Here is a 25,725-nt window from a genome sequence, read left to right as displayed (position 1 = left end):
ATCAGGCGGATGGGTTGGCGCCGTAGCGCAACCCATCCACCAGCAGGCCCACCATGCGCCGCCCATGGTCCGGTTCCCTGTCTTGGGACGGTGACGCCAGAACCGCGGCGGCCCGCAGCAGGTCGGTGGCGTCGAAGCCCTGTCGTATCGCCCCGGCCGCCGCAGCGGTTTCCAGCAGCATTTGAAGCGCCGGCACCAACCGGTCCTTGAAATAGCCAGGCAAGACGTCATAGGCGGGATCGCCCGAATGCAGGGCCGCCCCGAGGCCGCGTTTTGCGGCGATGAAATCGGCATAACGGTGCATCCAGAGGGCCAGCGCCTCCCCTGGTTCATGCCGGGCTGCCAGGGAGGTGGCCGCATCGGCGCACGCATCCACCTCCTGCCGGAAAACGGCGATAATCAGATCCGATCGCTGGGGAAAATGGCGGTAGAGGGTACCGACACCAACACCCGCCTTCTCCGCGATTTCCCGCACCGGCGCATCGACGCCGGATGTGGTGAACACCGCCAACGCTGCGCTCAACAGGGCGTCCAGGTTGCGTTGCGCGTCGGCCCGAACCCGCCGCTTGCCGTCTTCTTCCAGACGGATCTCTCCCGCTTTGCCGCTCACGCCATCCTCACTTGAAAAACGGAACGCTGTTCCGTATGTGTGATCGGAACACCGTTCCGTTTATTCATAGCATCCATCGACGCGAGAGAGAAGGAGAGGGCGATGCAGTACCGCACGCTGGGCCGCACCGGCATGAAGGTCAGTCCCTATTGCCTGGGCGCCATGATGTTCGGCGCCATGGCCAACCCCGACCATGACGAGGCCATCCGCATCATCCACAAGGCGCTGGACGCCGGGATCAACTTCATCGACACGGCTGACTTCTACAGCCAGGGCGAGTCCGAGCAGATCGTGGGCAAGGCTCTGAAGGGCCGGCGTGATCGTGTGGTGCTGACCACCAAGGCCCATTTGCCCATGGGTGAGGACCCCAACCAGCAGGGCAATTCCCGCCGCTGGATTACCCGCGCGCTGGAGGATTCGCTGCGCCGGCTGGGAACGGACCACGTCGATCTTTACCTCATCCATCGGCCCGCCCCCGACACAGACATCGAGGAGACGCTATCCGTCCTGACCGATCTGATACGTGCGGGTAAGGTGCGGGCCATCGGCACCTCCACTTTTCCGGCGTCCGACATCGTGGAGGCGCAATGGGTGGCGGAGCGGCGCGGCCTGGCCCGTTTTCGGATGGAACAGCCGCCGTACTCGATCCTGAACCGTGGCATTGAACGGGAGGTTTTGCCGGTATGCGAGCGTTACGGCATGGGCGCCATGGTGTGGAGCCCGCTGGCCATGGGCATGCTGACCGGCCGCTACCGCAAGGGCCAGGACCTGCCCGACAGCCTGCGCGCGCGCCGCTTTCCCAAGCAGATGGCGGACGAACGCCGGCTGGACGCGGTGGAGCAGTTGATCGGTGTGGCGGAAGAGGCCGGCTTGTCCCTGACCCACCTGGCCATGGCTTTCGCCATCGCCCACCGTGGCGTGACCGCTGCCATCCTGGGCCCCCGAACCCTGGCGCAGTTGGATGACCTGCTGGCGGGGGCCGAGGTGCGGTTAACGGATGACATCCTGGACCGGATCGACGCCATCGTGCCGCCCGGTGCCGATATCGGCACGCTTCAGGCTGCCTACCAGTCCCCAGCGATCCTTAGGGCGGAGCTGCGCCGCAGGCCGGTGGCGGAACGCGCGGCGGCGTAGCGGGGCGCCATCGCCTCAGGGCGCCGGCGGGCGCAGTCCGCAGAGGGGACTGCGCAGCCCGGCCTTCGCTTCCGGCCCCGCGTCGGTGAAGGCCAGGTAGGCCCTGTCCTGCGCGGTGTGGGCGGGCCACTGGGCTTGGCCTTGGCCGTTCGGGTCGCCGTTGCGGGCGAAGTTGACCCAATAGCGTTGCAGGGTGGGGGTGTCGTCGCCTGGCGCCCCCGCGGGCAGTCCGCTGAACAGGAAGGGCAGGTCGCTGCCGTGAGTGACCGGCCCCTGCGCCGGGCTGTGGTCGAAGTGATAGACCCAGGTGGGATGGCCGGCGACCGCATGTGCCGCCGCGACGTGCAAGGTGGGGCAGCGGAAGGTCAAATCGTCGGCCAGCTGTGTCGCCACGTCACCCAGGCGCGGATCGGGCGCGGGCAGGATGCCGCCCTTGATGCCGTAGAAGGCCAGCGCCGCTGCCGCATGTGCACCGAAGGCCTGATGGATCGTCGGGACCACGGCATCCGGCCCGCCATACAGGGTCAGCTCACGCGCGTTGCTGCCGATCATCAAGGGGACGGGGGCGGCGTCCGCCAACAGCGCTTCCGGTGCCTTGGGCAGGACCCAGCCGTCAATGACCGCCTGTAGCCAGATGAAGCTGTCATCGGCGATGGTGGCTGGCTTCAGCGTATCGGTGGCCGCCAAAATGGCGGATCCGGACAGGGCGCGCAGCTGCGCCAGGTCCTTCACCCCCGCCTTGTCCAGCAATTGCCGGCCCAGCGCTTCATTCTCCGCCAGGGTGCGGGGTGGGACGCCGAAGCCGGCGGTCCCGCTTTGCTCGATGGCCTTGGCGAACAAACCGCGCGCTGGTGGCGCCAACATCAGTTGTCCCACATCCTGGCCGCCGGCGGACTCGCCGAAAATGGTGATGTTGTTGGGATCGCCGCCGAACAGGCCGATGTTGGCCCGTATCCAGGACAGGGCGGCCATCTGGTCCATGAGCCCGTAATTGCCCGAGGCGTGGTGAGGGGATTCCGCCGTCAGCTCCGGCAACGAGAGGAAGCCGAAAGTGCCCAGCCGGTACTGGATGGCCACCAGCACCACTCCCCCATTCGGGCCGACAGGATCGGCGAGGCTGGATAGAACCGTGCCGTCCGCCCCGCCGGCCCGGTTGGCGCCGCCGTGAATCCAGACCATGACCGGCAAGGCGGCGCGGGGAAGCATGGCCGGGGTGCGGATGTCCAGGTACAGGCAATCCTCTTGGCTGCGGGCCGCCAGGGCATCGTTCCAGCCATAGCCGCGTTGCAGGCAGGGCGGTGAGGGATGGGTGGCATCGCGCGTTTGCTGCGCCCAACCGACCGGCTGCGGCGGTCGCCAGCGCAGCGGGCCAACCGGCGGCTGCGCGAAAGGGATGCCCTGGAACAGGGCGCCGCCTTTGCCATCGTCCGTACCGCGCAGCGCGCCGATGCTGGTGACGACGTCCACCGTTGCGGCGTACGCCGGCGTCGCGCCGATGAGCAATAGGCTCAGCGCCAGAAGTGCAAGGATTTTCCGCTGGATCACCGGGGCCGCCCTCCCTGGCGCCATTGTTAAGATCCAACTAAAGGAAATTGTTTTAATTGATCAAGCGCGTTTTTCTGTCCGGTAAGACAGAAGCCGGTATCAGTTTTCCGCCGTCTTCATCAGGGCGGCCCGGCTGGGCAGCAGGCGGTCGGTGAAGGGCAGCATGCCGGCGCCGACCGCCGGGGCGTCGGCGGCCATGGCGGCCCGCAGGACGGGCGCCACCTGGGGGATGTGATGGTCATTCAGGCGATGGTTCAGGGCGGCGGCCAGCCTGTCCACCAGGGGGGCCGGCAGGCGGCCGCCCAGGAATATGGCCTCGGGGTTGACCAGGCAGTTGGTGGCCACCAGCGGGTCGGTCATCAGGTCGGCGGCCAGTTCGATCCATTCATTGATCACCGCTTCCCCGGGGTTGCCGGTCAGGTGGCACAGCTGCTCCGGCTGGTCGATGGGGCAGCCGGCGGCTGCCAAGCGGTCATAGAGGGCGGACAGGGACACGGCCTCCTGCAGGGTGCGGGCGCGGGTGCGGTCGGACCGGACGGGCAGGAAGCCGATCTCACCGCTGCGTCCCCGGGCGCCACGGAACTGGATGCCGTCCACGACGATGCCACCCCCCAGGCCGCCGCTGATCAGGATGTAGAAGAAACTGCGGTGGCGCAGGCCGTGGCCGAATTGCAGTTCCCCCAGGGCCGCGGCCGTGGCGTCGTTCTCCACGAACACGGGCAGCGGCAAGATATCGGCGAACAGGCCCGCCACATCCACGTCATGCCAGGCGGCGTAGACGTCCGGGCAGCGTGGCAGGGGAACGCGGCCGATGTCGTCCGGCATGGCGACACCGATGCCGATGAAGCGGGACAGCGGGAGGCCCGTGCGTTGGAGGATGGCGGTGATTTCCGTCCGGAAGAAGTGGGCCACCACTTCCGGCGGCGCGAAGTCGATCTCCCGCGAGGCGCGGGCGCGCACCTTGCCCAACAGGTCCAGCACCACCACGGTGATGTGGTCGCGGTCGATGTTGACGCCGATGGAAAAGCAGCCGTCCGGGTTCATCTGCAACAGGATGGCCGGCTGGCCCCGGCCGCCATGCTGGCGCCCCGCCTCCACGATCAGCCCTTCGTTCAACAGGCGCTTGGTGATGTTGGCGATGGCCGGCAGGGTCAGGCCGGTCAGTTCCACCAGCTCCGCGCGGGTGATCTGGCCACCCACGCGGATGGCCTGCAGGGTCACGCGCTGGTTATGGTCGCCGGCCCGCTCCAGGTTGGTGCCGGACAAGCTGGCCGCCAGCGAGTGGAGGGGCGCAACATGGCTGTGGCCGTCGAGCATGGGCGTGCCCTTGTCCTGCTGATGACATCGTTATCCTGTTACGCTCCAGTCTGGCCCGATATGGCCTATAAGTCACAGAAAAAGTTTTTCCTGTCCTGCCAGGACAGAAACGGCGTCTAGGCGGTTTTCGCCCTTCGGTCGGCGATGATCAGGCTGTGGATGAAACCCAGCTTGGCGATGACGGCCGGCGTCAGGATGAAGGGATAGAAATCCGCCTGGCCCATGCTGCGGTTGATGCTGTTGACGGCGAACGCGATGGGCAGCCAGGCGTCCACCATGTCCGCGATGGTGCCGCGCCGATAGGGATTGAAGTCCACCCGGGCGGACAGGTCGCCGGTGTGATCGACCATGGGGCGCACCCTCACGCCAAAGGCATGGGCCGTTTCCAGCGTGTCGACGATGTGCAGATAGTGCGCCCAGGTTTCGGCGAAATCCTCCCACGGGTGACTGGCGGCATAGGCGCTGATGAAGCCCTGCTGCCAGTCGGCCGGCGCGCCTTGGTCATAATGGCGCTGAAGGGCGGCGGCATAGTCCTGGCGCTCATCACCGAACAGGGCGCGGCAGGCCTCCAGTCGGCCTTCGTCGCGCACCAGCCGGTCCCAGTAATAATGGCCGACCTCATGCCGGAAATGACCCAGCAGGGTACGGTAGGGTTCGTGCAGCTGGGTGCGGCGCGTCTCCCGTTCCGCATCGTCGGCCTCCTTCAAGGCCAATGTTATCAAGCCGTTGTCATGTCCTGTCATGACAGCGCCTTCCGGCGGGTCATCCAGGAAGTCGAAGGCCAAGCCGCCGTCGGGATCGTCTGCCCGGTTGGCCAGGGGCAGGCCCAGCTTGATCAGGGTGTAGAACAGGCGGTGTTTGGCCAGCTCGATCTTGCGCCATTGCGCCAGCGCGGTCGGATGGGACACGTCGGGGATGGTGCGGTTGTGGCGGCAGGCGGCGCACAGGGGCTCCGCCGCGTCGGCGGGTATCAGCCAGTTGCAGGCGTCCTGCCCGGCATTGGCGCAGAACTTGTACAGGGCGTCGGGTGTCCCCAACGCTCGCCAGGCGTCCCCCTCCGCTTCCAATGCGTGCATCCGGTCATCGTCGGGCAGGTAGCCCAGGCGGTGGGAACAGCGTTCGCACAGCCTGTTCTCGAAATACAGCATCTGGCCGCAGGCCTGGCAGTTGAACAGATTCACGCGGGCTCTCCCCCCAAAGCGGTCCCCCAGGCGGTCCCCCCTAGCGGTGACGCGCGTCCGCTAAACGATGCAGGACCTGGCCAGTTCCCGGAACCCCCTTGCCGCTGCCGGCGTTTATATCCTGTTTCTCCCCACGAAGGCGGCTGCCATGGCACCCAGGGCGAATTGGAAAGGGTTCCTGAAGATCGGGGAGGTCAGCTGCCCGGTGGCGCTTTACACCGCCGCCTCGGCGTCCGAGCGCATCGCCTTTCATACCGTGAACCGGGCCACCGGTCACCGGGTGCACCGCCAGTTCGTGGACAGCGAAACGGGTAAGCCGGTGGAGCGGGAGGACCAAGTGAAAGGCTATGAGGTCGCGCGGGGCGAGTACGTCATCCTGGAACCGGAGGAGGTGGCTGCGGCGGTGCCGGAAAGCGACAAGACCCTGTCTGTCCTGGCCTTCATCCCCTGTGGCGAGATCGACGACGTCTATTTCGACAAGCCCTATTACCTGGCCCCCAGCGACCGTCATGCGGATGAGGCTTATGCCCTCATCCGGGAAGGGTTGCGCGCCAAAAAGGTGGCGGCACTGGCCCAAACGGTGTTGTTCCGCCGTGCCCGCACCGTCCTGGTCCGGGCCCACGGCGCCGGCCTGATCGCCACCACGCTCAATTTCGATTACGAGGTCCGCCCCGCCGCCCAGGCATTCGATGAGATCGCGGACATCAAGATCGAGGGAGAGATGCTGGACCTCGCCAAGCATATCATCGAGACCAAGAAGGGGACCTTCAAGCCGGAGGACTTCGATGATCGCTACGAGGCGGCGCTGGCCGACCTGGTGAAGGCCAAGCTGGAGGGCAAGGCCCTGCCGGCGGCCAAGCGTGCGCCGCCGAGGAAGACCACCGACCTGATGGCGGCGCTGAGGGAAAGCGCCGGACTGGGCGCCAAACCGCCAGCCCAAAAAGCGGCCTCCAAACCTGGCCGTGCCAAGCCAAGCGCTGTCCCCGCCGCCCGGCGCCCCACCCAGCGCAAGGCGGGCTGAACCATGGCCCTGGAAACCTATCACAAGAAGCGCGACTTCACCGCGACGCCGGAACCGCGGGGGCGCAAGGGCCGGACGGAAGGTCATCGCTTCGTCATCCAGAAACATGACGCCACCCGCCTGCACTATGATTTCCGGCTGGAGATGGACGGTGTGCTGAAAAGCTGGGCCGTCACCCGCGGGCCCAGCCTTGTCCCCGGGGAAAAGCGCCTGGCGGTGCATGTCGAGGACCACCCGCTGGACTATGGCGACTTCGAGGGCACCATCCCCCAGGGTGAATACGGCGGCGGCACGGTCATCGTCTGGGACCGGGGTGAATGGACGCCCGTGGGTGACGCGCACAGAGGCTATGCCAAGGGGCACCTGGATTTCGAGCTACACGGGGAAAAGCTGGGGGGCCACTGGCACCTGGTGCGCATGCGCGGCCGGCCGGGCGAGAAGCGCGAGAATTGGCTGCTGATCAAGGGTGAGGATGAAGCCGCGCGCGGCGAGGGCGAGCCCGATATCCTGGAGGAACGGCCGGAATCGGTGAAGACGGGCCGGGTCATCGACGATGTGGCGGGGGAGGAGCCCGGCTGGTCGTCCAAGACGGGCAAGATCGAGAAAAGCAAGGTCGAGAAGAAGGCGCGCCCCCCCGCCGGTGCCGCCAGTCCCAAGGCGGCCGGAACAGCTGGGCTGAAAGGCGCCAAGACCGCGCCGCTGCCGGACTTCGTGGAGCCCGCCCTGGCCACCTTGCAAGCCAAGCCGCCAGTGGGGCAGCGGTGGATTCATGAGATCAAGTTCGATGGCTATCGCCTGCAGGCGCGCATCGAGGCGGGGCGGGTGAAACTCTTGACCCGGAGCGGCCTGGATTGGACCAAGCGGTTCGGCAAGGCGGTACCGGAGGCCCTGGCCGATCTGCCCATTGGCAAGGCCTTGATCGACGGTGAACTGGTGGTCGAGAACGCTGCCGGCGCCTCCGACTTTTCCGCCTTGCAGGCCGATCTCAGCGAAGGGCGCAGCGACCGCTTCGTCTTCTACGCCTTCGATCTGCTGCACCTGGAGGACCAGGATTTGCGCGGCGCGGGGTTGGAGCAGCGCAAGGCAGCGCTCAAGGATCTGCTGGCGGGGGCCGCTGGCCCGCTGCGCTACAGCGAGCATTTCGATGAGTCCGGGGGCCTGGTGCTGAACCATGCCTGCCGCCTGAGCCTGGAGGGCATCGTCTCCAAGGTGCGCGATGCCCCCTACAAGCCGGGTCGGGGCAAGGGCTGGATCAAGTCCAAATGCGGCAACCGACAGGAATTCGTGGTGGCGGGCTATGTGCCCTCCACCACCGCGCGCGGCGCCATCGGCTCCCTGGTCCTGGGCGTCTACGACCAGGGCGAGCTGCGCCATGTGGGCCGTGTGGGAACCGGCTATACCGTTTCGGTAGCGGAAGAATTGTTCCGCCGCCTGGAACGCATGCGGGTTGAGAACAGTCCTTTCGACGACACCCTGACGGCCGAGGAGCGGCGCCAGGTTCGCTATGTTCGGCCGGAGCTGGTGGCGGAGGTGGACTTCCGCACCTGGACGGGCGACGGCAACATCCGCCATGCCGCCTTCCGGGGCCTGCGGGAGGACAAGGACCCCAAGGACGTTGTGCGCGAACCGGCCGCCAAGGCGCCGGCGGGAGCGGTGCGCGATGCGGGCGCCGCCCTGTCCAAGCCCTTGGTGAAGCTGAGCCACCCCGACCGCGTCTATTGGCCGGACGCGGGGGTGACCAAGGCCGGCCTGGCCGATTACTACACGGAAGTCTGGCGCTCCATCGCCCCCTTCATCGTCGGGCGGCCGCTGGCCCTGCTGCGCTGCCCCAATGGCGTCACCGGCGAATCTTTCTTCCAGAAGCATGCCTGGAAGGGGCTTAGCAAGGCCATCATCCAGGTGCCCGATCCGACCGAGCCGGCGGAAGGGCCGCTGATCGCGGTCAACGACCTGGATGGCCTGCTGGGGCTGGTGCAGGCGGGGGTGTTGGAAATCCATCCCTGGGGGGCCACCCTCAAGGATTGGGAACGGCCCGACACCCTCACCCTGGACCTGGACCCGGGGGAGGGCGTGCCGTGGCAGGCCGTCATCGACGCCGCGCGGGAGGTGAAGGACAGGCTGGAACAGGCCGGCCTGGCGGCCTTCGTCAAGACCACGGGCGGCAAGGGCCTGCACGTGGTGGCACCGTTGCGCCCCAAGGCCGACTGGGCGGCGGTGAAGGCCTTCACCAAGGGCATCGCCGACGCCATGGCCGCCGACAGCCCGGGGCGTTTCGTAGCCACCATCACCAAGGCCAAGCGGGGCGGCAAGATCCTGGTGGACTACCTGCGCAACCAGCGGGGGGCTACGGCAGTGGCGGCCTATTCCACACGGGCACGTCCCGGGGCGGCCGTCTCCATGCCTCTGGCCTGGGAAGAATTGAGCCCCGCCGTCGGCCCTGCCTATTTCACCGTCATGACCGCGCCCACGCGACTGGCCGCCCTCTCCGCCGACCAATGGGCGGATTTCCGGGCGGCGGCCCGGCCTTTGGAGGAGGCGAAACGGCCGGCGCGCCAGCGGGCCGGTTAGGGAGGGCGGGTCAAAGGGCTGGCGCCGCGCCCCGTTTCAGGCAGAATGCGCCTCCCAACAGCTCAGGAGGTCCCGTCATGCGTCTGATCGGAATGCCTGATTCACCCTATGTCCGCCGCGTCGGGATCTCGCTGGTGGCCATGGGCCTGCCCTTCGAGCATGAACGCGTATCCGTCTTCCGCCACTATGACACCTTCGCCGCCATCAATCCCGTGGTGAAGGCGCCGACCCTGGTGCTGGACGACGGCACGGTGCTCATGGACAGCACCTTGATCCTGGACGCGCTGGAACGCCTGGTTCCAGCGGACAGGCACCTCATGCCCGCCGACGCTGCCGCTTTCATCCAGGCCCAGCGCCTTATCGGCCTGGCATTGGTGGCGTGCGAGAAGACCGTGCAGGTGGTCTATGAGCTGGAGCTGCGCCCCGAGGACAAGCAGCACCAACCCTGGCTGGAGCGGGTGCGCGCCCAGGCCATCACCGCCTTCGACCTGCTCGAGCGCGAGGTGGGGGACGGCGGCGCCTGGATGGGCGGCGACCGTCCCAACCAGGCCGATATCACCACCGCCGTCGCCTGGTACTTCGCCCAGAACATGGCCCCAGGTCTGATCGACCCGGCCAAGCATCCCGGCCTGGTCCGCCTGTCGGCTCGTGCGGAGGCGCTGCCGGAATTCCAGGCCGTGCCGTATTCTTAAGCTTTATGCCTCAGGCGCCGGCCGCCCGCCTCCGCGGGGCTTGGCTTCCTCGCATTCCAGTCCGCTGACGCTTCCCGGAATGCTGCGGCGGACGCGGTCGCGTCCTAAAAAGACGTAAAGTTTTCTCGTACCATTGGGACCTATCGCCGCCTGGTCCCGCCCTTGCCCTCGGCGGCCAGGCTTTTCTTCAATGCGTCCATGATGTTGATGACGTTGCTGGGCGTATCGGCCTCAGGAGTCCTGGTCTTGGCCGGACGCTTGTGGCCCTTCTTCTTGGCGGCGATCAGGTCCAGCAGGCGGTCCTGCACCGGGTCGTCCACCAGGGAGGGGTCCCAGGGCCGCGTGCGCTCCTCGATCAGCGTCTTCACCAGGGACAGGAGCTTGGGCTCGGGCTTTTCCTCGCGAATGTCGCCGAAGTAGGCGTCGGCGTCGCGCACCTCATCGCCGTAGCGCAGGGTCCAGACGATGATGCCTTTACCCTGGGGTTCCAGCATCACCGCCCGCTCCCGCCGGTACATCACCAGGCGGGCGATGCCGACCTTGCCGGTGGCGGCCATGGCCTCGCGGATGACGGAGAACGCCTCCTCACCCACGGGGTCGCTGGGCGTCAGATAGTGGGGGGTGTCGTACCAGATCCACTCGATGCTATCGCGGGGCACGAACATCTCGATGTCGATGGTGCGGGTGCTTTCCAGCGCCACCGCGTCCAACTCGTCATCCTCCAGGATCAGGTAATCGTCCTCGCCCCTGGGATAGGCCTTGGCCTCATCCTCCTCATCCACCGGATCGCCGCTGACGGCGTCGACATAATGGCTGACCACGCGGTTGCCCGTCGCGCGGTTCAGGGTATGGAAGCGGACCTTCTCATTCTCCGACGTGGCGGGTGTCATGGCCACCTGGCAGGTGACCAGGGACAGCTTGAGATAGCCTTTCCAGAACGAACGCGCGGCCATTCCGGCGATCTCCCCAGGGGTGGTGCCCCGGGGAAACCGCCGAAACGGAGGACCGGTTCCGCGCTATTCGGCCAGTGAGGGTACCGCCGCCCCCGCCCGCGCCGTCCCCGGCGCCGCGAAGCGGCGGTACAGGGCCGGCAGGACCACCAGGGTCAGCGCCGTTGCGCTGATCAGGCCGCCGATGACCACGGTGGCCAGCGGCCGCTGCACCTCCGCCCCCGGGCCGGTGGCCAGCGCCATGGGCACGAAGCCCAGCGAGGCCACCAGCGCCGTCATCAACACCGGCCGCAGCCGGGTCAGCGCCCCGTCGCGGATGGCGGCCAGGGGATCGCCGCCGTTGGTGATGGCCTGGCGGATGAAGGACACCATGACCAGGCCGTTCAGCACGGCGATGCCGGACAGGGCGATGAACCCCACGGCGGCGGAGATGGAGAAGGGCATCCCGCGCAGCCACAGGGCGGCGATGCCGCCGGTCAGTGCCAAGGGCACGCCGCTGAACACCAGCGCCGCGTCGCGGAGAGAGCCCAAGGCGCCGTAGAGCAGCAGGAAGATGGCGATGAAGCAGGCCGGCACCACCACCGTCAGCCGTGCCCGCGCCGCCGCTAGGTTCTCGAACTGCCCGCCCCATGTCACCCAGTAGCCGGAAGGCAGGGGGACGGCGGCCAGCCGCCCCTGGGCCTCCGCCACGAAGGAGCCGATGTCCCGGCCGCGCACGTTGGCCTGGATGACGATACGCCGCTTGCCATTCTCCCGCCCGATCTGGTTGGGCCCTTCCGCCAGGGTGAAGCTGGCGACCGTGCCCAGCGGCACGAAGCGGGCGGCATCCGCGCCGCCGCCGGTCTGGCTGCCGGTGGGCAGGGGAACCGGCAGGGTGCGCAAGGTGTCCAGGTCATTGCGCAGGGGATCCGCCAGCCGCACGGTGATGTCGAAGCGGCGGTCGCCCTCGAACACCTGGCCGGCGGCACGGCCCCCTACGGCCATGGCCACGACGTCCTGCACGTCTTGCGCGCTGAGGCCGAAGCGGGCGGCGGTCTGGCGGTCGACACGGATGTCCAGGGTGGGCAGGCCGGCCGCCTGGTCCACCCGCACGTCCGCCGCGCCGGCGGTGCCCTGCAGCACGCCGGCGATGCGGGCGGCCGAAGCCTGCAGGGTGTCGAAGTCGTCACCGTACAGCTTCACCGCCACGTCGCTGCGCACACCAGAAATCAGTTCGTTGAAGCGCATCTGGATGGGTTGGGTGAATTCATAGGCGTTGCCGGGCAACTGACCCAGCGCTGTCTCGACCCTTGCCACCAGGTCGGTCTTGGGCAAGGCCGGGTCCGGCCATTGCGACCGCGGCTTGAGGATGATGAAGGTGTCGGACGCGTTGGGCGGCATGGGGTCGGCCGCCATCTCCGCCGTCCCGGTCTTGGAGAAGACGAAGGCCACCTCCGGCAGGCCGCTGATGATGCGTTCCACGTCCTTCTGCATGGTGGTGGATTGGGTCAGCGAGGTGCTGGGGATGCGCACCGCCTGAACGGCGATGTCCTGCTCGTCCAGCGTGGGAATGAACTCCTGCCCCATGCGGGTGAGCAGGCCCAGGCTGGCCAGGAACAGGCAGGCCGCCCCAAAGATCCAGGGTGTCGGTGTGGCCAGGGCCCGGTCCAGAAGGGGGGCGTACCACCCCTTGGCCAGCACCACCACGCGGTTCTCCCGCTCGTTCACCGGCCCCGTGATGACCAGGGCGATCAGCGCCGGTACCAGCGTCAGGGACAGGGCGAAGGCGGCGACCAGGGCGGTGATGACGGTCAGGGCCATGGGCCGGAACATCTTGCCCTCCACCCCGGTGAAGGTCAGTAGCGGCACATAGACCAGGATGATGATGGCCTGGCCGTAGACGGAGGGGCGGATCATCTCCTTCGTCGCGGCCACCACCTCCGCCATCCGTTCGGATGTCGTCAATGGCCGGCCCGCCATCTGCTGCCGGTGGCCCAGCCGGCGCAGGCAGTTCTCGGCGATGATGACGGCCCCGTCGACGATCAGACCGAAGTCCAGGGCGCCCAGGCTCATCAGGTTGGCGCTGACGCCCGCCTCCACCATGCCCATGGCCGTCAGTAGCATGGTCACGGGAATGACGGCGGCGGTGATCAGCGCGGCGCGGATGTTGCCCAGCAGGGCGAACAGCACCGCCACCACCAGCAGCGCGCCCTCCGCCAGGTTTTTGCCCACCGTGTGGATGGTGGCGTCCACCAGCTTGGTACGGTCCAGCACCACCTGGGCCACCACGTCGGGCGGCAGGGTGCGGGTCACCTCGGCCAGTTTGGCGGTCACGGCGGCGGCGGCCGTGCGGCTGTTGCCGCCCACCAGCATCAGCGCGGTACCCACCACCACCTCCCGGCCATTCTCGCTGGCGCTGCCGGTGCGCAGCTCATGGCCCAGGGTCACGGTGGCCACGTCGCGCAGGAAGACGGGGGTGCCGTCCCGGCTGGCGATGGGCACGGCGCCGATCTCCCCCATGTCGCGCAGCCGGCCGTCGGCCCGCACGACATAGGCCTCGCCCCGGCGCTCCAAATATCCGGCCCCGGCGCTGGTGTTGTTGCGTTCCAGCGCCTGGATGACATCGGCCAGTGTCAGGCCTCGCGCCGCCAGGCGCAGCGGGTCCGGCGCCACCTGGTACTGCTTCACATAGCCGCCGATGGCATCCACACCGGCGATGCCGGGGACGGACTTCAGCTGCGGCCGGATGATCCAATCCTGCACGGTACGCAGATATGTCGCCCGCTGCGCCTCGATCGTCAGCACCTGGCCCTCCGGCGTGCGATAGCTGCCATCGGCCTGCCAGCCGGCGGCCCCCGGCTTCACGCGGGCCGCGTCGAACGGGGCCAGGGCCACGGTCCACATGGCGACCTCGCCCAGGCCGGTGGACAGGGCGCCCATGTGCGGTTCCGTGCCCTCGGGCAGGGCGGCCTTGGCCTCGTTCAGGCGCTCCGCCACCTGCTGGCGGGCGAAATAGATGTCGACGGTTTCCGCGAACAGCGCGGTGACCTGGGAAAAGCCGTTGCGCGAGAGCGACCGGGTGCCTTCCAGTCCGGGAATGCCGGCCAAGGCCGTCTCGATGGGGAAGGTCACCTGCTTTTCCACCTCGACCGGCGACAGGGCCGGGGCGGTGGTGTTGATCTGCACCTGTTTGTTGGTGATGTCGGGCACGGCGTCGATGGGCAGGTACCGCGCCGCCCAGCCGCCGGCGGCGGCCGCCAGCACGGCCAGCGCCAGCACCATCCAGCGGTGGCGCACGGACAGGGTGAGGATGCGCTCAAGCATGGCTCGTCTCCTCACTCATCATGGCCGGCGTCGCCCTTGCCGGCCTCCGCCTTCAGGATGAAGGCATTGCCGGCGGCGATGGTGTCGCCGGGATTCAGCCCGGCCAGCACCTCGACCTGGGTGCCGTCGCCACGGCCCAGGGTGACCGGCCGGCGGGCATAGCCGCCGGGCACGGGCGCGAAAACCTGGGTTTGGCCGTCCAGGGTCACCACGGCGCTTTCCGGCACCAGCAACGCCGCCTCCTGTGCGTCCGCTTCCAGCGTGCCGGTGGCGAAGTCGCCGGGCCGCCATGACCCGTCCGGGTTTTCCAGTGTCGCCACCACGGGGGCGGAGCCGGTGGCCGGGTCCAGCACGGGGCCGACATGGGTCACGCGGGCGGTGGTGGTGCGTCCGTCGGCGCCGCTCACCTGCAGCGCCTTGCCCACGGCGACGAACGGCAGGTCGCGGGCGTAGACGGGGAAGGTCAGCGACAGTTGCGACAGGTCGGCGACGACATAGGCGTCGGCATCGGCGGCCAGCCGGTCGCCCCGCGTGGCGGTGCGGGCGATGACCTGGCCGGTGATGGGGCTGCGCAGTTCCAGCCGTTGCAGGCCGGCGCCCGTGGACTTGGCGCTGGCTTCATCCAATCCCAGCGCCTGCAGGCTGTGGCGCGCACGGCCGGTGCGGATGGCGGCCTCCGTCGCCGCCGCCTTGGCCTGGAGATAGTCGCGTTCCGGGGAAATGCGCTGGCGCCACAGCGCCTCCTCCCGGTCGGCGGTGGTGCGGGCCAGATGCTCATTTTCCCGCGCCGCCAGATATTCGGCGCGGGCGTCGGCCACCTCGGTGCTGTCGATCAGGGCCAGCACCTCGCCGGCCGTCACCGCGTCGCCCAGCCGCTTGCGCGCGTCAGCCACCACGCCGGCGATGCGCGGGGCGATGTGGACGATGTGGTCCTGGTCGGCCGTCACCGTGGCGGTGACGCGCACCCGGCGCACCAGCCGCCCAGGACCCGCCGTCGCCGTGGTGATGCCGGCGGCCCGCGCCTGTTCCGACGTCAGGCGCACGAGGCTGTCATCATGCGCCTCCGTCTTATGCTCGGCCGGTTCCCCCTTGGGCGCCTGGCCGGTGGCGATCCAGGCGGCCAGGGCGCCCAGGGTCAGGGCCCCGGCGCCCAGGCGCAACAGGGCTTTGGTGCTGATGGTGGTCATGGCTGGGCCTCCCCGGCGCCGGTCAGCCGGTCCAGATCGGCCCGGCTCTGGTGATAGTCTTGATAGGCCGCGACCAGGGTCAGGCGGGCGGCCAGCAGCGTGCGCTGGGCGTCCAGCACGTCGAGGTAGGGGAACTTGCCCTGGCGATAGCCCTCCCGCGTGGCGGCGGCGGCCTGTTCGGCCACGGGCACGACCTGGCGGGCCAAGGTGTCCGCCTCCTGACGCGCCACGGCCACACGGTCGCTGGCGATGGCCAAGGCGGTGTCCTGGTCCCGGGTGGCGCGGTCCAGTTCCATCTCCGCCTCCACGCTTTCCTGATAGGCGCGGTGGATGCCGCCCCGGTTGGTGTCGAAGGCCGGGATGGGAATGGTGACGCCCAGCACCAGGGCGGTATCGCGCCCATCATTGAAACGGCGCACCCCGGCGCCGACGGTCACATCGGGCACGGCGCGGGCGCGTTCCACCGCGATGGCGGCGCGGCTGCGGCCCACCTCCGCCCGCCAGCGGGCGACGTCGGGGCTGCCATCGGCACCAGGGACCGGTAGGGAGGGGCCCAGATCCCGCAGCGCGGCGGGGTCCAGGGCAGGGACGGGCCCGCCCACCAGCAGTTCCAGGCTGCGGCGCGCCGCCGCTTCATCCCGCGCGGCGCGGGCGGCCTCGATCTCTGCTTGGCGCAGGTCGGTGGCGGCGCGGTCTTCCTGAATGGCGCTGTCATGGCCTGATTGGACCCGCGCGGCCACGGCGCGGGCCGTCTCCGCCGCCAGGCCGCGCTGTTCCTCGACAATGGCGCGCCGGGCCGTGGCGGCGAGCAGGGCGGCATGGGCCACGCGCACGTCGCGGATCAGATCCAGGCGCACGATGTCGGCGTCCAGGCGGGCGCGGCTTTCCGCCGCCGTGGCCATGGCCTGGCGGCTGCCGCGCTTGCCGCCCAGTTCGATCAGCTGGTTCAGGCCGACCGTGGTCTCCATGGCCCGGGTGCCGCGATAGGGGCCGGACCCGGCCAGGTTCTCCGTCTGCAGCGACAGTTGCGGGTTGGGCAGGACGCCCGCCTGCATGACATCGCCCTGGGCGGCCGCGGCGCGGGCTTGGGCCGCCTTCAGGCGGGGGTTGGTGGCCAGCGCCTGGGTGATCAGCGCGGTAAGGGCCGTGTCGGCACTCTGCGCGGTGGACGAAAAGGGGGCGGACAGGGGCGGGGCCGGCGGCGGTTCGGCCACGGCCCAGGCGGGCCAGGCGGCGGTCAAGGCCGCGGCCAGCCCGATGATCGGGATGCGCATTAAGGGCTCCGGACAAGCAGGATCGATGACGCGGTGACCCGGACCCTTCCTGGCGGGAAGGGCATCAGGTGCCGCGGCGTGGGATGGAATCGATCAGGCGGCCGGGGGCCGGTCCGGGGGTGCGATGGCGCGGGTGGTGTAGGGTTGGTCCAGCGGGGGCAGGGCCACCGGCCGGATGCGGACGCCCGGGCCCGGCACGAAGGCGGGGCCGACGGCATCCGCCACATGGACATGGCCGCAGGGGCCCTGGCCGGCATGGAAATGGACCGCGCTGTGGCGCAGGCCATCGGTGGGGTCGGGCGCGCCCTCCACCGCCACATGCTCCTGCGTGACGCCGCACGTCGGCGCGCCGCCTGACATTTCGGTCAGGGACGGGCCGTCGAACACCGCCGTGAACAGCAGCAGAAGGGCGAGCAACCAGCGCATGGCCGCCAATCTGGCGATGAGGGCCGCCGGCTTCAAGCCCCAATTTGATCAAGGGGATGCCACAGAAAGTTGTGACGAGGCGGGGCCGGGCGCGATAAAAGAATGGGACAGGGAGAGAAACCGCCGGGGACCCAACGCATGGCCACGTCGCACGCTTCGGATGATACCGCTACCAACGCGCCATTGCGGCGCATCGTCATCGTGGGCGGCGGCACCGCCGGGTGGATGGCGGCCGCCAGCCTGGCCCGGTTCCTGCGCAACCTGAAGTGCGATATCCAACTGGTGGAATCCGAACAGATCGGCACCATTGGCGTGGGGGAGGCGACCATCCCCCCCATCATGAACTTCATCCGCGTGCTGGGGATCGATGAGGACGACCTGATCCGCCAGACCAACGCCACCTTCAAGCTCGGCATCCGTTTCCAGGATTGGACCCGTGTGGGCCATTCCTATTTCCATCCCTTCGGCCGCACCGGCTTCGAGATGGAGGGGATAGGCTTCCCCGCCTATTGGATGCGCCAGCGCCTGACAGGTGACGCCGCCCCGCTGGAGGAATATTCGCTGCAGGCCATGGCGGCGGCACATAACCGCTTCATGCGCCCGGTGCAGGCTCCCGGCTCCCCTCTGGAGGGGATCACGTACGCCCTGCATTTCGACGCGGCGCTGTTCGCGCGCTATCTGCGCGGCTATTCCGAGGCCCGCGGCGTCACCCGGGTGGAGGGTAAGGTGGTGCGGGTGGACCTGCGCCCCGAGGACGGCTTCATCGAGGCCCTGGGCCTGGAGGATGGCCGCCGCATCGACGGTGATTTCTTCATCGATTGCAGCGGCTTCCGTGGATTGCTGATCGAGGAGGCCCTGCAGGCCGGCTATGAGAACTGGCAGCGCTTCCTGCCCTGCGACAGCGCCGTCGCCGTCCCCAGCGAACGGGCGGGCCCGCCGCCCTCCTACACCCTGGCGGCGGCGCGGCCGGCCGGCTGGCAGTGGCGCATCCCCCTGCAGCACCGCGAGGGCAACGGCGTGGTCTACGCCCGCGATTTCCTGAGCGACGAGGCGGCGCGGGAGACGCTGTTGTCCAACCTGGCGGGCAAGCCCCTGGCCGACCCGCGCGTGTTGCGCTTCGTCACCGGCCGTCGGCGGGAAAGCTGGAAGCGCAACTGCCTGTCCCTGGGCCTGGCCAGCGGCTTCCTGGAGCCGCTGGAATCCACCAGCATCCACATGGTCCATCGCGGGCTGGCCCTGTTCATCCAGATGCTGCCGGACCGGCATTGCGAGCCGGCGGATATCGCCCGCTATAACCGCATGCTGGCCTTCGAGTATGAGCGCATCCGGGATTTCCTGGTGCTGCACTACGCCACCGGCCAGCGGCGGGACAGCGATTTCTGGCGCCATTGCGCCGGCATCGAATGGCCCGACAGCCTGCGGGCCAAGATCGAGCTGTTCCAGGGCTACGGCCGTATCCAGCGCGAGGATACCGAGCTGTTCCCGGAGCAAAGCTGGCTCTATGTCTTCACCGGCCAGGATATCCGTCCCCGGCGCCCCGATCCCATGACCGACCTGTTGGACCCGGACAAGATCCGGGGGGCCTTGGCCAACATCCACGACGTCATTGGTCGCGTGGTCCAGACCATGCCCCACCATCAGGCCTTCATCGACCGGCATTGCGCGGCGGTGACCTGAACCTCACCCCCCGCGTAACAGCTGCATCACCCGGGCGCGAAGGCGGCCGTAATTGCCCGCCTTCAGGGGACCCAACACGCCGTGCTGCTCCACCGGCAGGTGGGCCAGGGGATGGCCTTGGGGGCGGAAGACGTAATGGTCGAAGAAGGCCCGCCAGGCTTGGCGCTCCACTTCCGGCCGTTCGGCCAGGGTGATCATGGCCAGGAGCAGGCTGGTGAAGGGCGCGTCCGGCCCGGCGGCGAAGGCATCCCACCAATAATTGACCATGCCGTTGAACGGGGCCGTAGCCTCCACCTGGTGCCACCACAGCTTGGGCAGGAACAGGGCGTCACCTGGATTGAGGTCCGCCACCAGCGCCTGGTCGCGAATGGCGTGGAACCGGGGATAGGCGGGGTTGTCGGGGTCGGACGCCGCCAGGCTGACCGGCTGGCCGGACAGGGTGTTGTCGATCGGCCCGACATAGAGATCGCCGATCGCCGAGGGCGGGTACAGCGTGAAGCGCCGCGTTCCGGCCACGACGCACGCCAGGTTCTCGAAGGCGTCGTAATGGGTGGCGACGCGGGAGGCATGGCCCAGCCAGATGCGCCCAGCCACGTCGGGTGGCAACAGGGGCATGACGTTTTCCGTCATGAAGCCCGGCAAATGGTCGTCCAGCGCCAGGGAGCCGGCGTACAGCGTCGGGGCGTCCGGGTCGTCCAGCGCCTGCACCATCTGGTCCAGCGCCTCGGCCAGGCGCAGGGTACGACGCTCGAAATTGAAGCCCTTGAGGCCATCGGCGTAGAAATACCGGCCCCGGATGTGCGGCGGGCCGACGAAGGTCTCCATCGCGACACCGGCCCCAAACCGGGCCAGGTAATCGCGCAAGGCCCCAGGGCTCCCCTGGTCCACCGCTGGCCAGTGGTCCACCAGACCCCGCAGCACCAGGGGCCGGCAGGCGGCCACCACCTCTTCCCGGAACTGATCCGCGGAGGTGAGCGTGCGGCCGTCGCGTTCGTCGACGGCCGACGTCATGGCGCCGACGTCAGCCGCTTGTTCTTGCGCTCCGCCATCAGGGGGATGTGCTTCAGCGACGCGATCATCAGATAGATCAGTTGCATATAGCCCCGACGGAACAGGTCCAGCACCGCCGCGTCGGGCAGGGCGCGCAAGGCGTCGCGGTCAATGGTGTACAGGCCGTCGAGTTGCAACTGGCTGCCGTCATCGAAGCTGAGGCTGATATCGATGGGCTCGATCAGCTTCAGGCCGATCAGGGTGTCGATGAAGCGCTTGGTCCGCTCCAACCCTGGGCGCAGTTCCTGCATCGCGGCGATGATGCCCTTCAGATAGGGCGTCATCTCACCATTGGCGCCGAACAGCGGTTCGCCCACGTCGCGGCCGACCCTGGCGTCGTCCAGGTCGATGCCCAGGTCGTCGCCCACGGTGTAGAAGGGGCCGCGCTGAAGATTGAGGGGACGATAGCCCTGCCAGCCCTCCTGGGTCAGGAACAGGTTCTCGTTCTGCTGGAAACCCAGCACGGCGCCGCACAGGAAGGCGCCCGTTTCCGCATCCTTGGAAAACAGGATGGGGCACTGGACGGCCAGCAGCGGGAACTCGGCCACGATGACGGCGACGAAATGCTTGGCGTCGAAGGCGGGGCTGGCCTTGGCCTTCACATGCAGATCGCGGTGGGTGTGGGCGTTGACGATGGCGATGTTGGTCATGGGTCCCGTCAGGCTCAGATCGATTGCATGCCGTGGTCGCGGATCTTGCGGACCAGGTCGCGGTTCTTGGGCAGGTTGGCGCGCATCTTTTGCACCATGGCCGCGTTCTCCTCCAAGATACGGCTGGCGAGGGTGGCGTCGGCGCCGTTCTCGGCCGAGTCCACCTCGGTGCGGAACCCCATGCCGTACAGCACATATTGATAGCTGGCGGCGGGGAACACCTCCTCCAGCCGATCGAACTCATCCAGGAACCACGGGGCACGGTATTTCCACAGCCGCAGCAGGTCCTGCAAGCGCTCAGGGACGGAGGCGGGATCGACATTGTCCCGCCAGAACGCCGTGTCCGTCCGCTGGGTCAGGACGTAATGCAGCTTCAGGAAGTCGATGATGCGGCCCCAGCGATAGCGCGTCACCTCGTTGAAGCGGCGGGCCACGATGTCCATGACACTGCGGCGGGCGGGCAGCTGTTCGGCGATGATCTTGGCCGACAGCTCGATCAGCATGATGGCGGAAGCCTCCAGCGGTTCCAGGAACCCGGCGGCCAGCCCCACGGCCACGCAATTGTTTTTCCAGAACGTCTCGCGGTGGCCGCCGCGGATGGGGATTTTGCGCGCCTCGGCCTGCGTACCGGCATAGCGCGCCAGTTCGGCCCGCGCCGCCTCTTCATCAATATGGTCGCTGGAATAGACGTAGCCCAGCCCACGCCGGGTAGGCAGGGCGATGTCCCAGATCCAGCCCGCTGATTGGGCGGTGGCGATGGTCTGCGACGCCATGGGGGCGTCCGCGCTCTCGTACGGGACCTGCACGGCCAGGGCCGTGTCGCAGAACAGCACGTCGCGGCATTCCTTGAACCCCACGCCCAGGGTCTTGCCGATCAGCAGGGCGTGGAAGCCGGTGCAATCCACGAACAGGTCGCCGGCGATCTCGCCCGCCTGTGCGGTCACCAGGCTGGCGATGTCGCCATTCTCATCCTGCCGGACCTCGGTCACATCGGCCAGGATATGGTGGACCCCCAGCTTCTCCGTGCAATGCCGCTGCATGAAGCTGGCGAACTTGCCGGCGTCCAGGTGATAGGCGTAGTTGGCCACGCCCCGATATTCGGGGGTGGCGATGGTCTTGGGCGCCAAGCCCTCCTCGCAGATGGCCTCTTGCGGGCAGACGGCGTCTGAAAAGGTGCGGCCCCGCGCATCCTGCAGCCAATGAGGTGCCAGGTTCACCTGCGACCAGCCATGGGGCAGCATCAGCGGGTGGTAATAGGCGTCGTTCGCGGCGCCGGTGGTCCAGCCCACGAATTTGCCGCCTTGCTTGAAGGCGGTATCGCAATGGCGGAAGAACTCCGTCTCCGACACACCCATCTTTTCCAGCGTGGTGCGCATGGTGGGCCATGTGCCCTCGCCCACGCCGATGATGGCGACGTTGGGTGATTCCACCAAGGTCACCTTGAAGCCGGCGGCCATGCGCGCCTTGTGCCGGGCGGCGACGATGCCGGCGGTCAGCCAGCCGGCGGTGCCGCCGCCGACGATGACGATATGCTGGATGGGACGGTCCATGAAGGCATCCTGGGTCTGAGGTGCCGTCCCGCCTCCCTGACGGGGTCCTCGGCAACCGATTTTGCGCCAGTGTAGGGCCTTTCCCCTATCGCTCCAGAGGGAAAAAGGGGCCGCCACGTGCCACGGCGGCCCCCGGAGTTCAGGAGGAAGGTACGCTCACAAACAAACTCAGTACTTGAAGTGGGCGCCGATGGTGTACCGCTGCCCATAGGCGACGGCATCCAGCAGCTGTTCCTTGTACCGACCGTGGGTCGAGTAGGTCTCGTTGCTCAGGTTCAAGGCTTCGAAGTAGACGCTCACATACTGGTTGATGTCGTAGCTGGTGCTGAAATCCACTTCCCAAGCCGGATCGACGAAGGTCGGCTCGGACCCGAAGATGGAGCCGCCCTGCGCCTGACCGAAGTGATCCAGGTACTCATCACGCCAGTTGACGGCGATGCGCGCCTGGAAGCCGTACTTGTCGAAGAAGCCGACGAAGTTGGCGGAGTTGGCCAGGCCCGTGACCGCGAAGCCGCTGACCGACAGGTTGTTGGGGTCATAAGGCTTGTCGGTGCCGACCACTGTGGCGTTGGCCTGGAAGCCGAAGCCGGTGTCGCCGAACACGTGCTGGATCGCCATTTCCAGACCGTAGACCTGAGCCGATGGCCCGTTGAGGTAGGTGCTGTAGCTGTACTGGACATCCTTGCCCGTGGTCGGGTCGGTGACGCCGCTGAAGCTCTTCTGCGACGTGCCGCCGACCACGAAGTTGGTCACGCTCTTCATGAAGCCGTCGATGGCGACGTAGGAGTTGCGCTGGTAGTAGTACTCCGCCCCGATGTCGACGTTGTCGGACAGGTAGGGCATCAGCTGTGGGTTGCCGCCCGAGGCCGACACCGTGCCGACGCGCTGGGTGCTGATGCTGTACACCGGTGTCATGTTGTTCAACGGCGGCCGGGTCAGGGTGCGCGACGCGTTGAAGCGCACCTGCAGGTCGTCGGTGACGCCCAAGGTCAGGTCCAGGTTGGGCAGCAGGTACTGGTAGTTGTTGGTGCCGCTGACCGTGGTGACCGGGCCATATGCCACCGTGAAGGCCGTCTTGTCACCCGGGGTGACGGTGAAGGCGGTGGGCGTCTGGCCCAGGCCGGAAGACGTGACATGGGTGATTTCCTCGCGGACACCCATGTTGACCTTCAGCGGCATGTTGGCCACGTCGGTCTTGAACGTCGCCGCGACATAGGGGGCGAAGGTCTCTTCCTCGATATCGCGCTTGGAACCCGGCGACAGGATCAGGCGATAGGTCCCGTCGAAGGGCGGGGTGCAGCAGCCGTAGTTGAAGCCCGGGATGTTCTTGGTCTGCGGATTGCCCAGCGATTGCAGGTAGTTCAGGATCTGGCCCGGGTTGGCCATCAGGATCTGGGAGGGCAGATTGCCGTTGTTGGCGAAGCCGGGGATGAAGTTGGCGGTGCTGAAGGTCTGGGTGAACCAGCTCTGCGGCAGCGCCACGCCGGTGGGCGAACCCGACGCCGGACCATAACCGCTGTACGCCTGCCAATCGCTGTTGGTGAAGGTGTCGTAGCTGGCCAGGTCTTCCTTGTTGTCGATGTACTGCATGCCGAAGCGGATGGTGGTGTCGCCGCTTTTCCACTGGCCTTCGACCTTGCCCTGGTCGATGACGTTGTAGTTGCGCGTTGACGTCATCGGGAAGACGTGCGACCCGATGTAGCCATTGGTGAACTGCGACGTGTTACCACCGGGCCCGTAGACGGTGGGATAGGGCAGGGCGCCGGCGGCGACGCCGGTGATGCCCACGTTGTTGGTGTTGATGCAGGTGCCGCTGGCGCACGAGCCATAGCCGACGTCGGCGTCCATGCTGGTCAGCTGATCGCCAGGGTTCTGCCAGGATTCGGACCGGGCGGCATCGACCGTGACGGTCCAGTTGTTGGTCGGGGTCCACTTGACGTTCAGGCCGTACAGGTTGTTCTGCAGAACCTGGCTGTTGTACTGCGCCTGGAAGTCGGTGGGCGTGTTGGGCTGCACGAAGTCGGTCACCGACCCGTTGCTGTTCAGCTTCACATTCTGCAGGCTGCCCGAGTTGAACCAGATGCTGTAGCCGTACTGGTTCTGGTGCGCGTCCTCACGCTGGAAGTCGTCGTTCAGGGTGACTTCGATCTGATCGGACGGCTGCCACTGCAGGGCCAGGCGGGCGGACTTGCGGGTGGTGTCGCTGTGTTCCTGGTAGATGCCGTAATCCTGGATGAACCAGGCCGGAACCCCGGACTTCGTACCCGACGCCAGGCTGCCGAACTTGTCGCTGGTGGTACCGATCCAGCCCTGGTTGTTCACATGGTTGCCCAGGGTCTGGGTTTCGTTATAGCCGGCCGCCACCAGGATGCCGAAGGTGTCGTGGGCGAAGGTGTCGCTGACCAGCAGGGCGCCGTTGGGCGAGGCTCCGTCCGCGTCGGAGGCGTAGGAACCGGAAACGGAGCCTGCGGCCCGGAAGCCGGAATGTTCCAGGGGCTTGGGGAACTTGATGTTCACCGTGGCGCCGATGGCGCCGGCCGACAGCGAGGCATCCGGCGACTTCAGCACATCGATCTGACCGATGAAGTCGGAACTGACGGAGCTGAAGTCGAAACCGCGGCCGGAACTGGCGGCCGAGGCGGAAACGCGGCCGTCGAACAGCGTTTCGTTGAAGCTGGGGCCGAAGCCGCGCACCGTGATGGCGGTGGCGTCACCGGTGGAGGTGGGCACGCCGCCCATGCTGCTGGTGCCGCGGCTGATGGACACGCCGGGAATGCGCTGCATCGAGGCCGCGACGTTGGAATCGGGGAACTTGCCGATATCCTCCGCCGAAATGGCGTCGACGATGCCGTTGGCCTCACGCTTGATGTCAAGGTTACGTTGTAGTGAGCCGATAATGCCGGTGACGACGATGTCTTCCAGCGTGTCGGAATTGCTGCCGCCCTGTGCCGGGCTGGCTTGCGTTGTTTGCGCGAACGCGGGCGCGGTCAGTCCAGCAAGGGCCGCCAGCGAGACGCCGGCAAGAACAGCCTTGCGAACAGTCAGCGCCGTTGACTTGGACGCTCCCATTTTTCTTTGTAGCTTCACCATATTATCCCTCCCTAGTCTTAAAAAGACGGTTTTGTTTGTGATATGCCGAAACGGGGCAGATAAATACGGACACGCCAACAGTTTCTGTTAGCGCTATCATATTTATATGCAAAATACCGCGTAAGGCTTATGTCATACAGGCAGGCGGCATCATTTGCCGGCCTGCGTTCCTCCTCCCGTTCGCTAGAGTAATTCTAAAGCCACCACTGTCGTGGCAAGCCCCCAACCCTATGCAATGGTAACGCTACCACAGGGTGTGGGTAGGGGCGACAAAAATCTGAACATTGCGAATTTGGGGGCGTAAGTGTGTCATTTGCACCATCATTCCGGGCGCCAATGGGTCGGTGGCGGCGGTTTCACGGCCGCTTTCCTGGCCCGTACGGCAGCATCGGAAGCGGGACTCAGGCGCTTTTGACCGGCTCGCGGCAGGGCCCCACGACCGCGTGGTGTCATCCGCCGTTCCGGGCTGGAAGCCGGCCGGCGGTATCGTTACTCTCCGG

Annotated in this window: 18 protein-coding genes; 5 read left to right on the top strand and 13 right to left on the bottom strand. The window is 67.4% G+C overall.

Annotated features, from left to right (window positions below; all coding sequences use genetic code 11):
• Position 1: 1 nt before the first annotated feature.
• Positions 2-610: a TetR/AcrR family transcriptional regulator gene (locus tag UCD39_RS27050; protein WP_330498716.1), complete on the bottom strand. Its 609-nt coding sequence runs from the start codon at positions 608-610 to the stop codon at positions 2-4.
• A gap of 102 nt (positions 611-712) precedes the next feature.
• Here UCD39_RS27050 and UCD39_RS27045 point away from each other — a divergent pair, with 102 nt between their 5' ends.
• The gene (locus tag UCD39_RS27045; RefSeq protein ID WP_330498715.1) at positions 713-1,744 is read left to right on the top strand and encodes an aldo/keto reductase; all 1,032 of its coding nucleotides are present in this window, start codon (positions 713-715) and stop codon (positions 1,742-1,744) included.
• 15 nt (positions 1,745-1,759) lie between these two features.
• Here the strand turns inward: UCD39_RS27045 and UCD39_RS27040 are convergent, their stop codons facing one another.
• From UCD39_RS27040 to UCD39_RS27030, 3 genes are all read right to left on the bottom strand, one after another.
• A complete protein-coding gene (locus UCD39_RS27040; RefSeq protein WP_330498714.1) occupies positions 1,760-3,289 on the bottom strand; it encodes a carboxylesterase/lipase family protein in 1,530 nt (509 codons plus the stop codon).
• A gap of 99 nt (positions 3,290-3,388) precedes the next feature.
• Entirely contained in the window at positions 3,389-4,606 is a 1,218-nt protein-coding gene (locus UCD39_RS27035) for an ROK family transcriptional regulator (protein WP_330498713.1), read from the bottom strand.
• Between the two features lie 116 nt (positions 4,607-4,722).
• Positions 4,723-5,787, bottom strand: coding sequence for a zinc-binding metallopeptidase family protein (locus UCD39_RS27030; RefSeq protein ID WP_330498712.1), 1,065 nt, complete (start codon positions 5,785-5,787; stop codon positions 4,723-4,725).
• 148 nt (positions 5,788-5,935) lie between these two features.
• Here UCD39_RS27030 and ku (UCD39_RS27025) point away from each other — a divergent pair, with 148 nt between their 5' ends.
• From ku (UCD39_RS27025) to UCD39_RS27015, 3 genes are all read left to right on the top strand, one after another.
• Entirely contained in the window at positions 5,936-6,808 is an 873-nt protein-coding gene (ku, locus tag UCD39_RS27025) for a non-homologous end joining protein Ku (RefSeq protein ID WP_330498711.1), read from the top strand.
• A gap of 3 nt (positions 6,809-6,811) precedes the next feature.
• Positions 6,812-9,376, top strand: coding sequence for a DNA ligase D (gene ligD, locus UCD39_RS27020; RefSeq protein ID WP_330498710.1), 2,565 nt, complete (start codon positions 6,812-6,814; stop codon positions 9,374-9,376).
• Between the two features lie 77 nt (positions 9,377-9,453).
• The gene (locus tag UCD39_RS27015) at positions 9,454-10,068 is read left to right on the top strand and encodes a glutathione S-transferase family protein (RefSeq protein ID WP_330498709.1); all 615 of its coding nucleotides are present in this window, start codon (positions 9,454-9,456) and stop codon (positions 10,066-10,068) included.
• Between the two features lie 140 nt (positions 10,069-10,208).
• Here the strand turns inward: UCD39_RS27015 and ku (UCD39_RS27010) are convergent, their stop codons facing one another.
• The 5 genes from ku (UCD39_RS27010) to UCD39_RS26990 all read right to left on the bottom strand — a co-directional run bounded on the left by ku (UCD39_RS27010) (position 10,209) and on the right by UCD39_RS26990 (position 17,208).
• Positions 10,209-11,021, bottom strand: a complete 813-nt coding sequence (ku, locus tag UCD39_RS27010) for a non-homologous end joining protein Ku (RefSeq protein WP_330498708.1) — start codon at positions 11,019-11,021, stop codon at positions 10,209-10,211.
• A 63-nt stretch (positions 11,022-11,084) separates the two neighbouring features.
• On the bottom strand, positions 11,085-14,321 hold the full coding sequence (locus UCD39_RS27005) for an efflux RND transporter permease subunit (RefSeq protein WP_330498707.1): 3,237 nt from the start codon (positions 14,319-14,321) through the stop codon (positions 11,085-11,087).
• 11 nt (positions 14,322-14,332) lie between these two features.
• A complete protein-coding gene (locus UCD39_RS27000; protein WP_330498706.1) occupies positions 14,333-15,508 on the bottom strand; it encodes an efflux RND transporter periplasmic adaptor subunit in 1,176 nt (391 codons plus the stop codon).
• A complete protein-coding gene (locus tag UCD39_RS26995) occupies positions 15,505-16,782 on the bottom strand; it encodes a TolC family protein (protein WP_330498705.1) in 1,278 nt (425 codons plus the stop codon). The genes UCD39_RS27000 and UCD39_RS26995 overlap by 4 nt, the downstream gene beginning before the upstream one ends.
• Positions 16,783-16,875: 93 nt before the next feature.
• Positions 16,876-17,208, bottom strand: a complete 333-nt coding sequence (locus UCD39_RS26990; protein WP_330498704.1) for a hypothetical protein — start codon at positions 17,206-17,208, stop codon at positions 16,876-16,878.
• Positions 17,209-17,346: 138 nt separating this feature from the next.
• Between UCD39_RS26990 and UCD39_RS26985 the strand changes: the two genes are divergently transcribed.
• Positions 17,347-18,885, top strand: a complete 1,539-nt coding sequence (locus UCD39_RS26985; protein ID WP_330498703.1) for a tryptophan halogenase family protein — start codon at positions 17,347-17,349, stop codon at positions 18,883-18,885.
• A 3-nt stretch (positions 18,886-18,888) separates the two neighbouring features.
• On the opposite strand, the gene UCD39_RS26980 is transcribed toward UCD39_RS26985, so the two are convergent.
• The 4 genes from UCD39_RS26980 to UCD39_RS26965 form a co-directional block, all read right to left on the bottom strand.
• Positions 18,889-19,896 (bottom strand): cupin-like domain-containing protein, encoded by a 1,008-nt coding sequence (locus UCD39_RS26980; protein ID WP_330498702.1) that lies wholly within the window; start codon positions 19,894-19,896, stop codon positions 18,889-18,891.
• Positions 19,893-20,585: a SapC family protein gene (locus tag UCD39_RS26975; RefSeq protein WP_330498701.1), complete on the bottom strand. Its 693-nt coding sequence runs from the start codon at positions 20,583-20,585 to the stop codon at positions 19,893-19,895. Before UCD39_RS26975 ends, UCD39_RS26980 begins: the two co-directional genes overlap by 4 nt.
• A 14-nt stretch (positions 20,586-20,599) precedes the next feature.
• Complete coding sequence (locus tag UCD39_RS26970; RefSeq protein ID WP_330498700.1) at positions 20,600-22,135, bottom strand: tryptophan halogenase family protein; 1,536 nt, start codon at positions 22,133-22,135, stop codon at positions 20,600-20,602.
• 168 nt (positions 22,136-22,303) lie between these two features.
• The gene (locus UCD39_RS26965; protein ID WP_330498699.1) at positions 22,304-25,204 is read right to left on the bottom strand and encodes a TonB-dependent receptor; all 2,901 of its coding nucleotides are present in this window, start codon (positions 25,202-25,204) and stop codon (positions 22,304-22,306) included.
• Positions 25,205-25,725 lie beyond the last annotated feature (521 nt).

It is taken from the genome of Nitrospirillum karajorum (assembly GCF_036348415.1).
Taxonomy (GTDB): Bacteria; Pseudomonadota; Alphaproteobacteria; order Azospirillales; family Azospirillaceae; genus Nitrospirillum; species Nitrospirillum amazonense_B.
The sequence above is the reverse complement of the archived record's forward strand: the minus strand, read 5'-3'. Positions and strand labels throughout refer to the sequence as shown.

Bases quoted from the DNA above. Each gene is read 5' to 3' on its own strand.
- UCD39_RS26965 (WP_330498699.1), bottom strand. From the start codon at position 25,204: ATGGGAGCGTCCAAGTCAACGGCGCTGACTGTTCGCAAGGCTGTTCTT.
- UCD39_RS27015 (WP_330498709.1), top strand. From the start codon at position 9,454: ATGCGTCTGATCGGAATGCCTGATTCACCCTATGTCCGCCGCGTCGGG.
- UCD39_RS27005 (WP_330498707.1), bottom strand. From the start codon at position 14,321: ATGCTTGAGCGCATCCTCACCCTGTCCGTGCGCCACCGCTGGATGGTG.
- UCD39_RS26990 (WP_330498704.1), bottom strand. From the start codon at position 17,208: ATGCGCTGGTTGCTCGCCCTTCTGCTGCTGTTCACGGCGGTGTTCGAC.
- ku (WP_330498711.1), top strand. From the start codon at position 5,936: ATGGCACCCAGGGCGAATTGGAAAGGGTTCCTGAAGATCGGGGAGGTC.
- UCD39_RS27045 (WP_330498715.1), top strand. From the start codon at position 713: ATGCAGTACCGCACGCTGGGCCGCACCGGCATGAAGGTCAGTCCCTAT.
- UCD39_RS27000 (WP_330498706.1), bottom strand. From the start codon at position 15,508: ATGACCACCATCAGCACCAAAGCCCTGTTGCGCCTGGGCGCCGGGGCC.
- UCD39_RS27035 (WP_330498713.1), bottom strand. From the start codon at position 4,606: ATGCTCGACGGCCACAGCCATGTTGCGCCCCTCCACTCGCTGGCGGCC.
- ku (WP_330498708.1), bottom strand. From the start codon at position 11,021: ATGGCCGCGCGTTCGTTCTGGAAAGGCTATCTCAAGCTGTCCCTGGTC.
- UCD39_RS26975 (WP_330498701.1), bottom strand. From the start codon at position 20,585: ATGACCAACATCGCCATCGTCAACGCCCACACCCACCGCGATCTGCAT.
- UCD39_RS26985 (WP_330498703.1), top strand. From the start codon at position 17,347: ATGGCCACGTCGCACGCTTCGGATGATACCGCTACCAACGCGCCATTG.
- ligD (WP_330498710.1), top strand. From the start codon at position 6,812: ATGGCCCTGGAAACCTATCACAAGAAGCGCGACTTCACCGCGACGCCG.
- UCD39_RS26970 (WP_330498700.1), bottom strand. From the start codon at position 22,135: ATGGACCGTCCCATCCAGCATATCGTCATCGTCGGCGGCGGCACCGCC.
- UCD39_RS26995 (WP_330498705.1), bottom strand. From the start codon at position 16,782: ATGCGCATCCCGATCATCGGGCTGGCCGCGGCCTTGACCGCCGCCTGG.
- UCD39_RS26980 (WP_330498702.1), bottom strand. From the start codon at position 19,896: ATGACGTCGGCCGTCGACGAACGCGACGGCCGCACGCTCACCTCCGCG.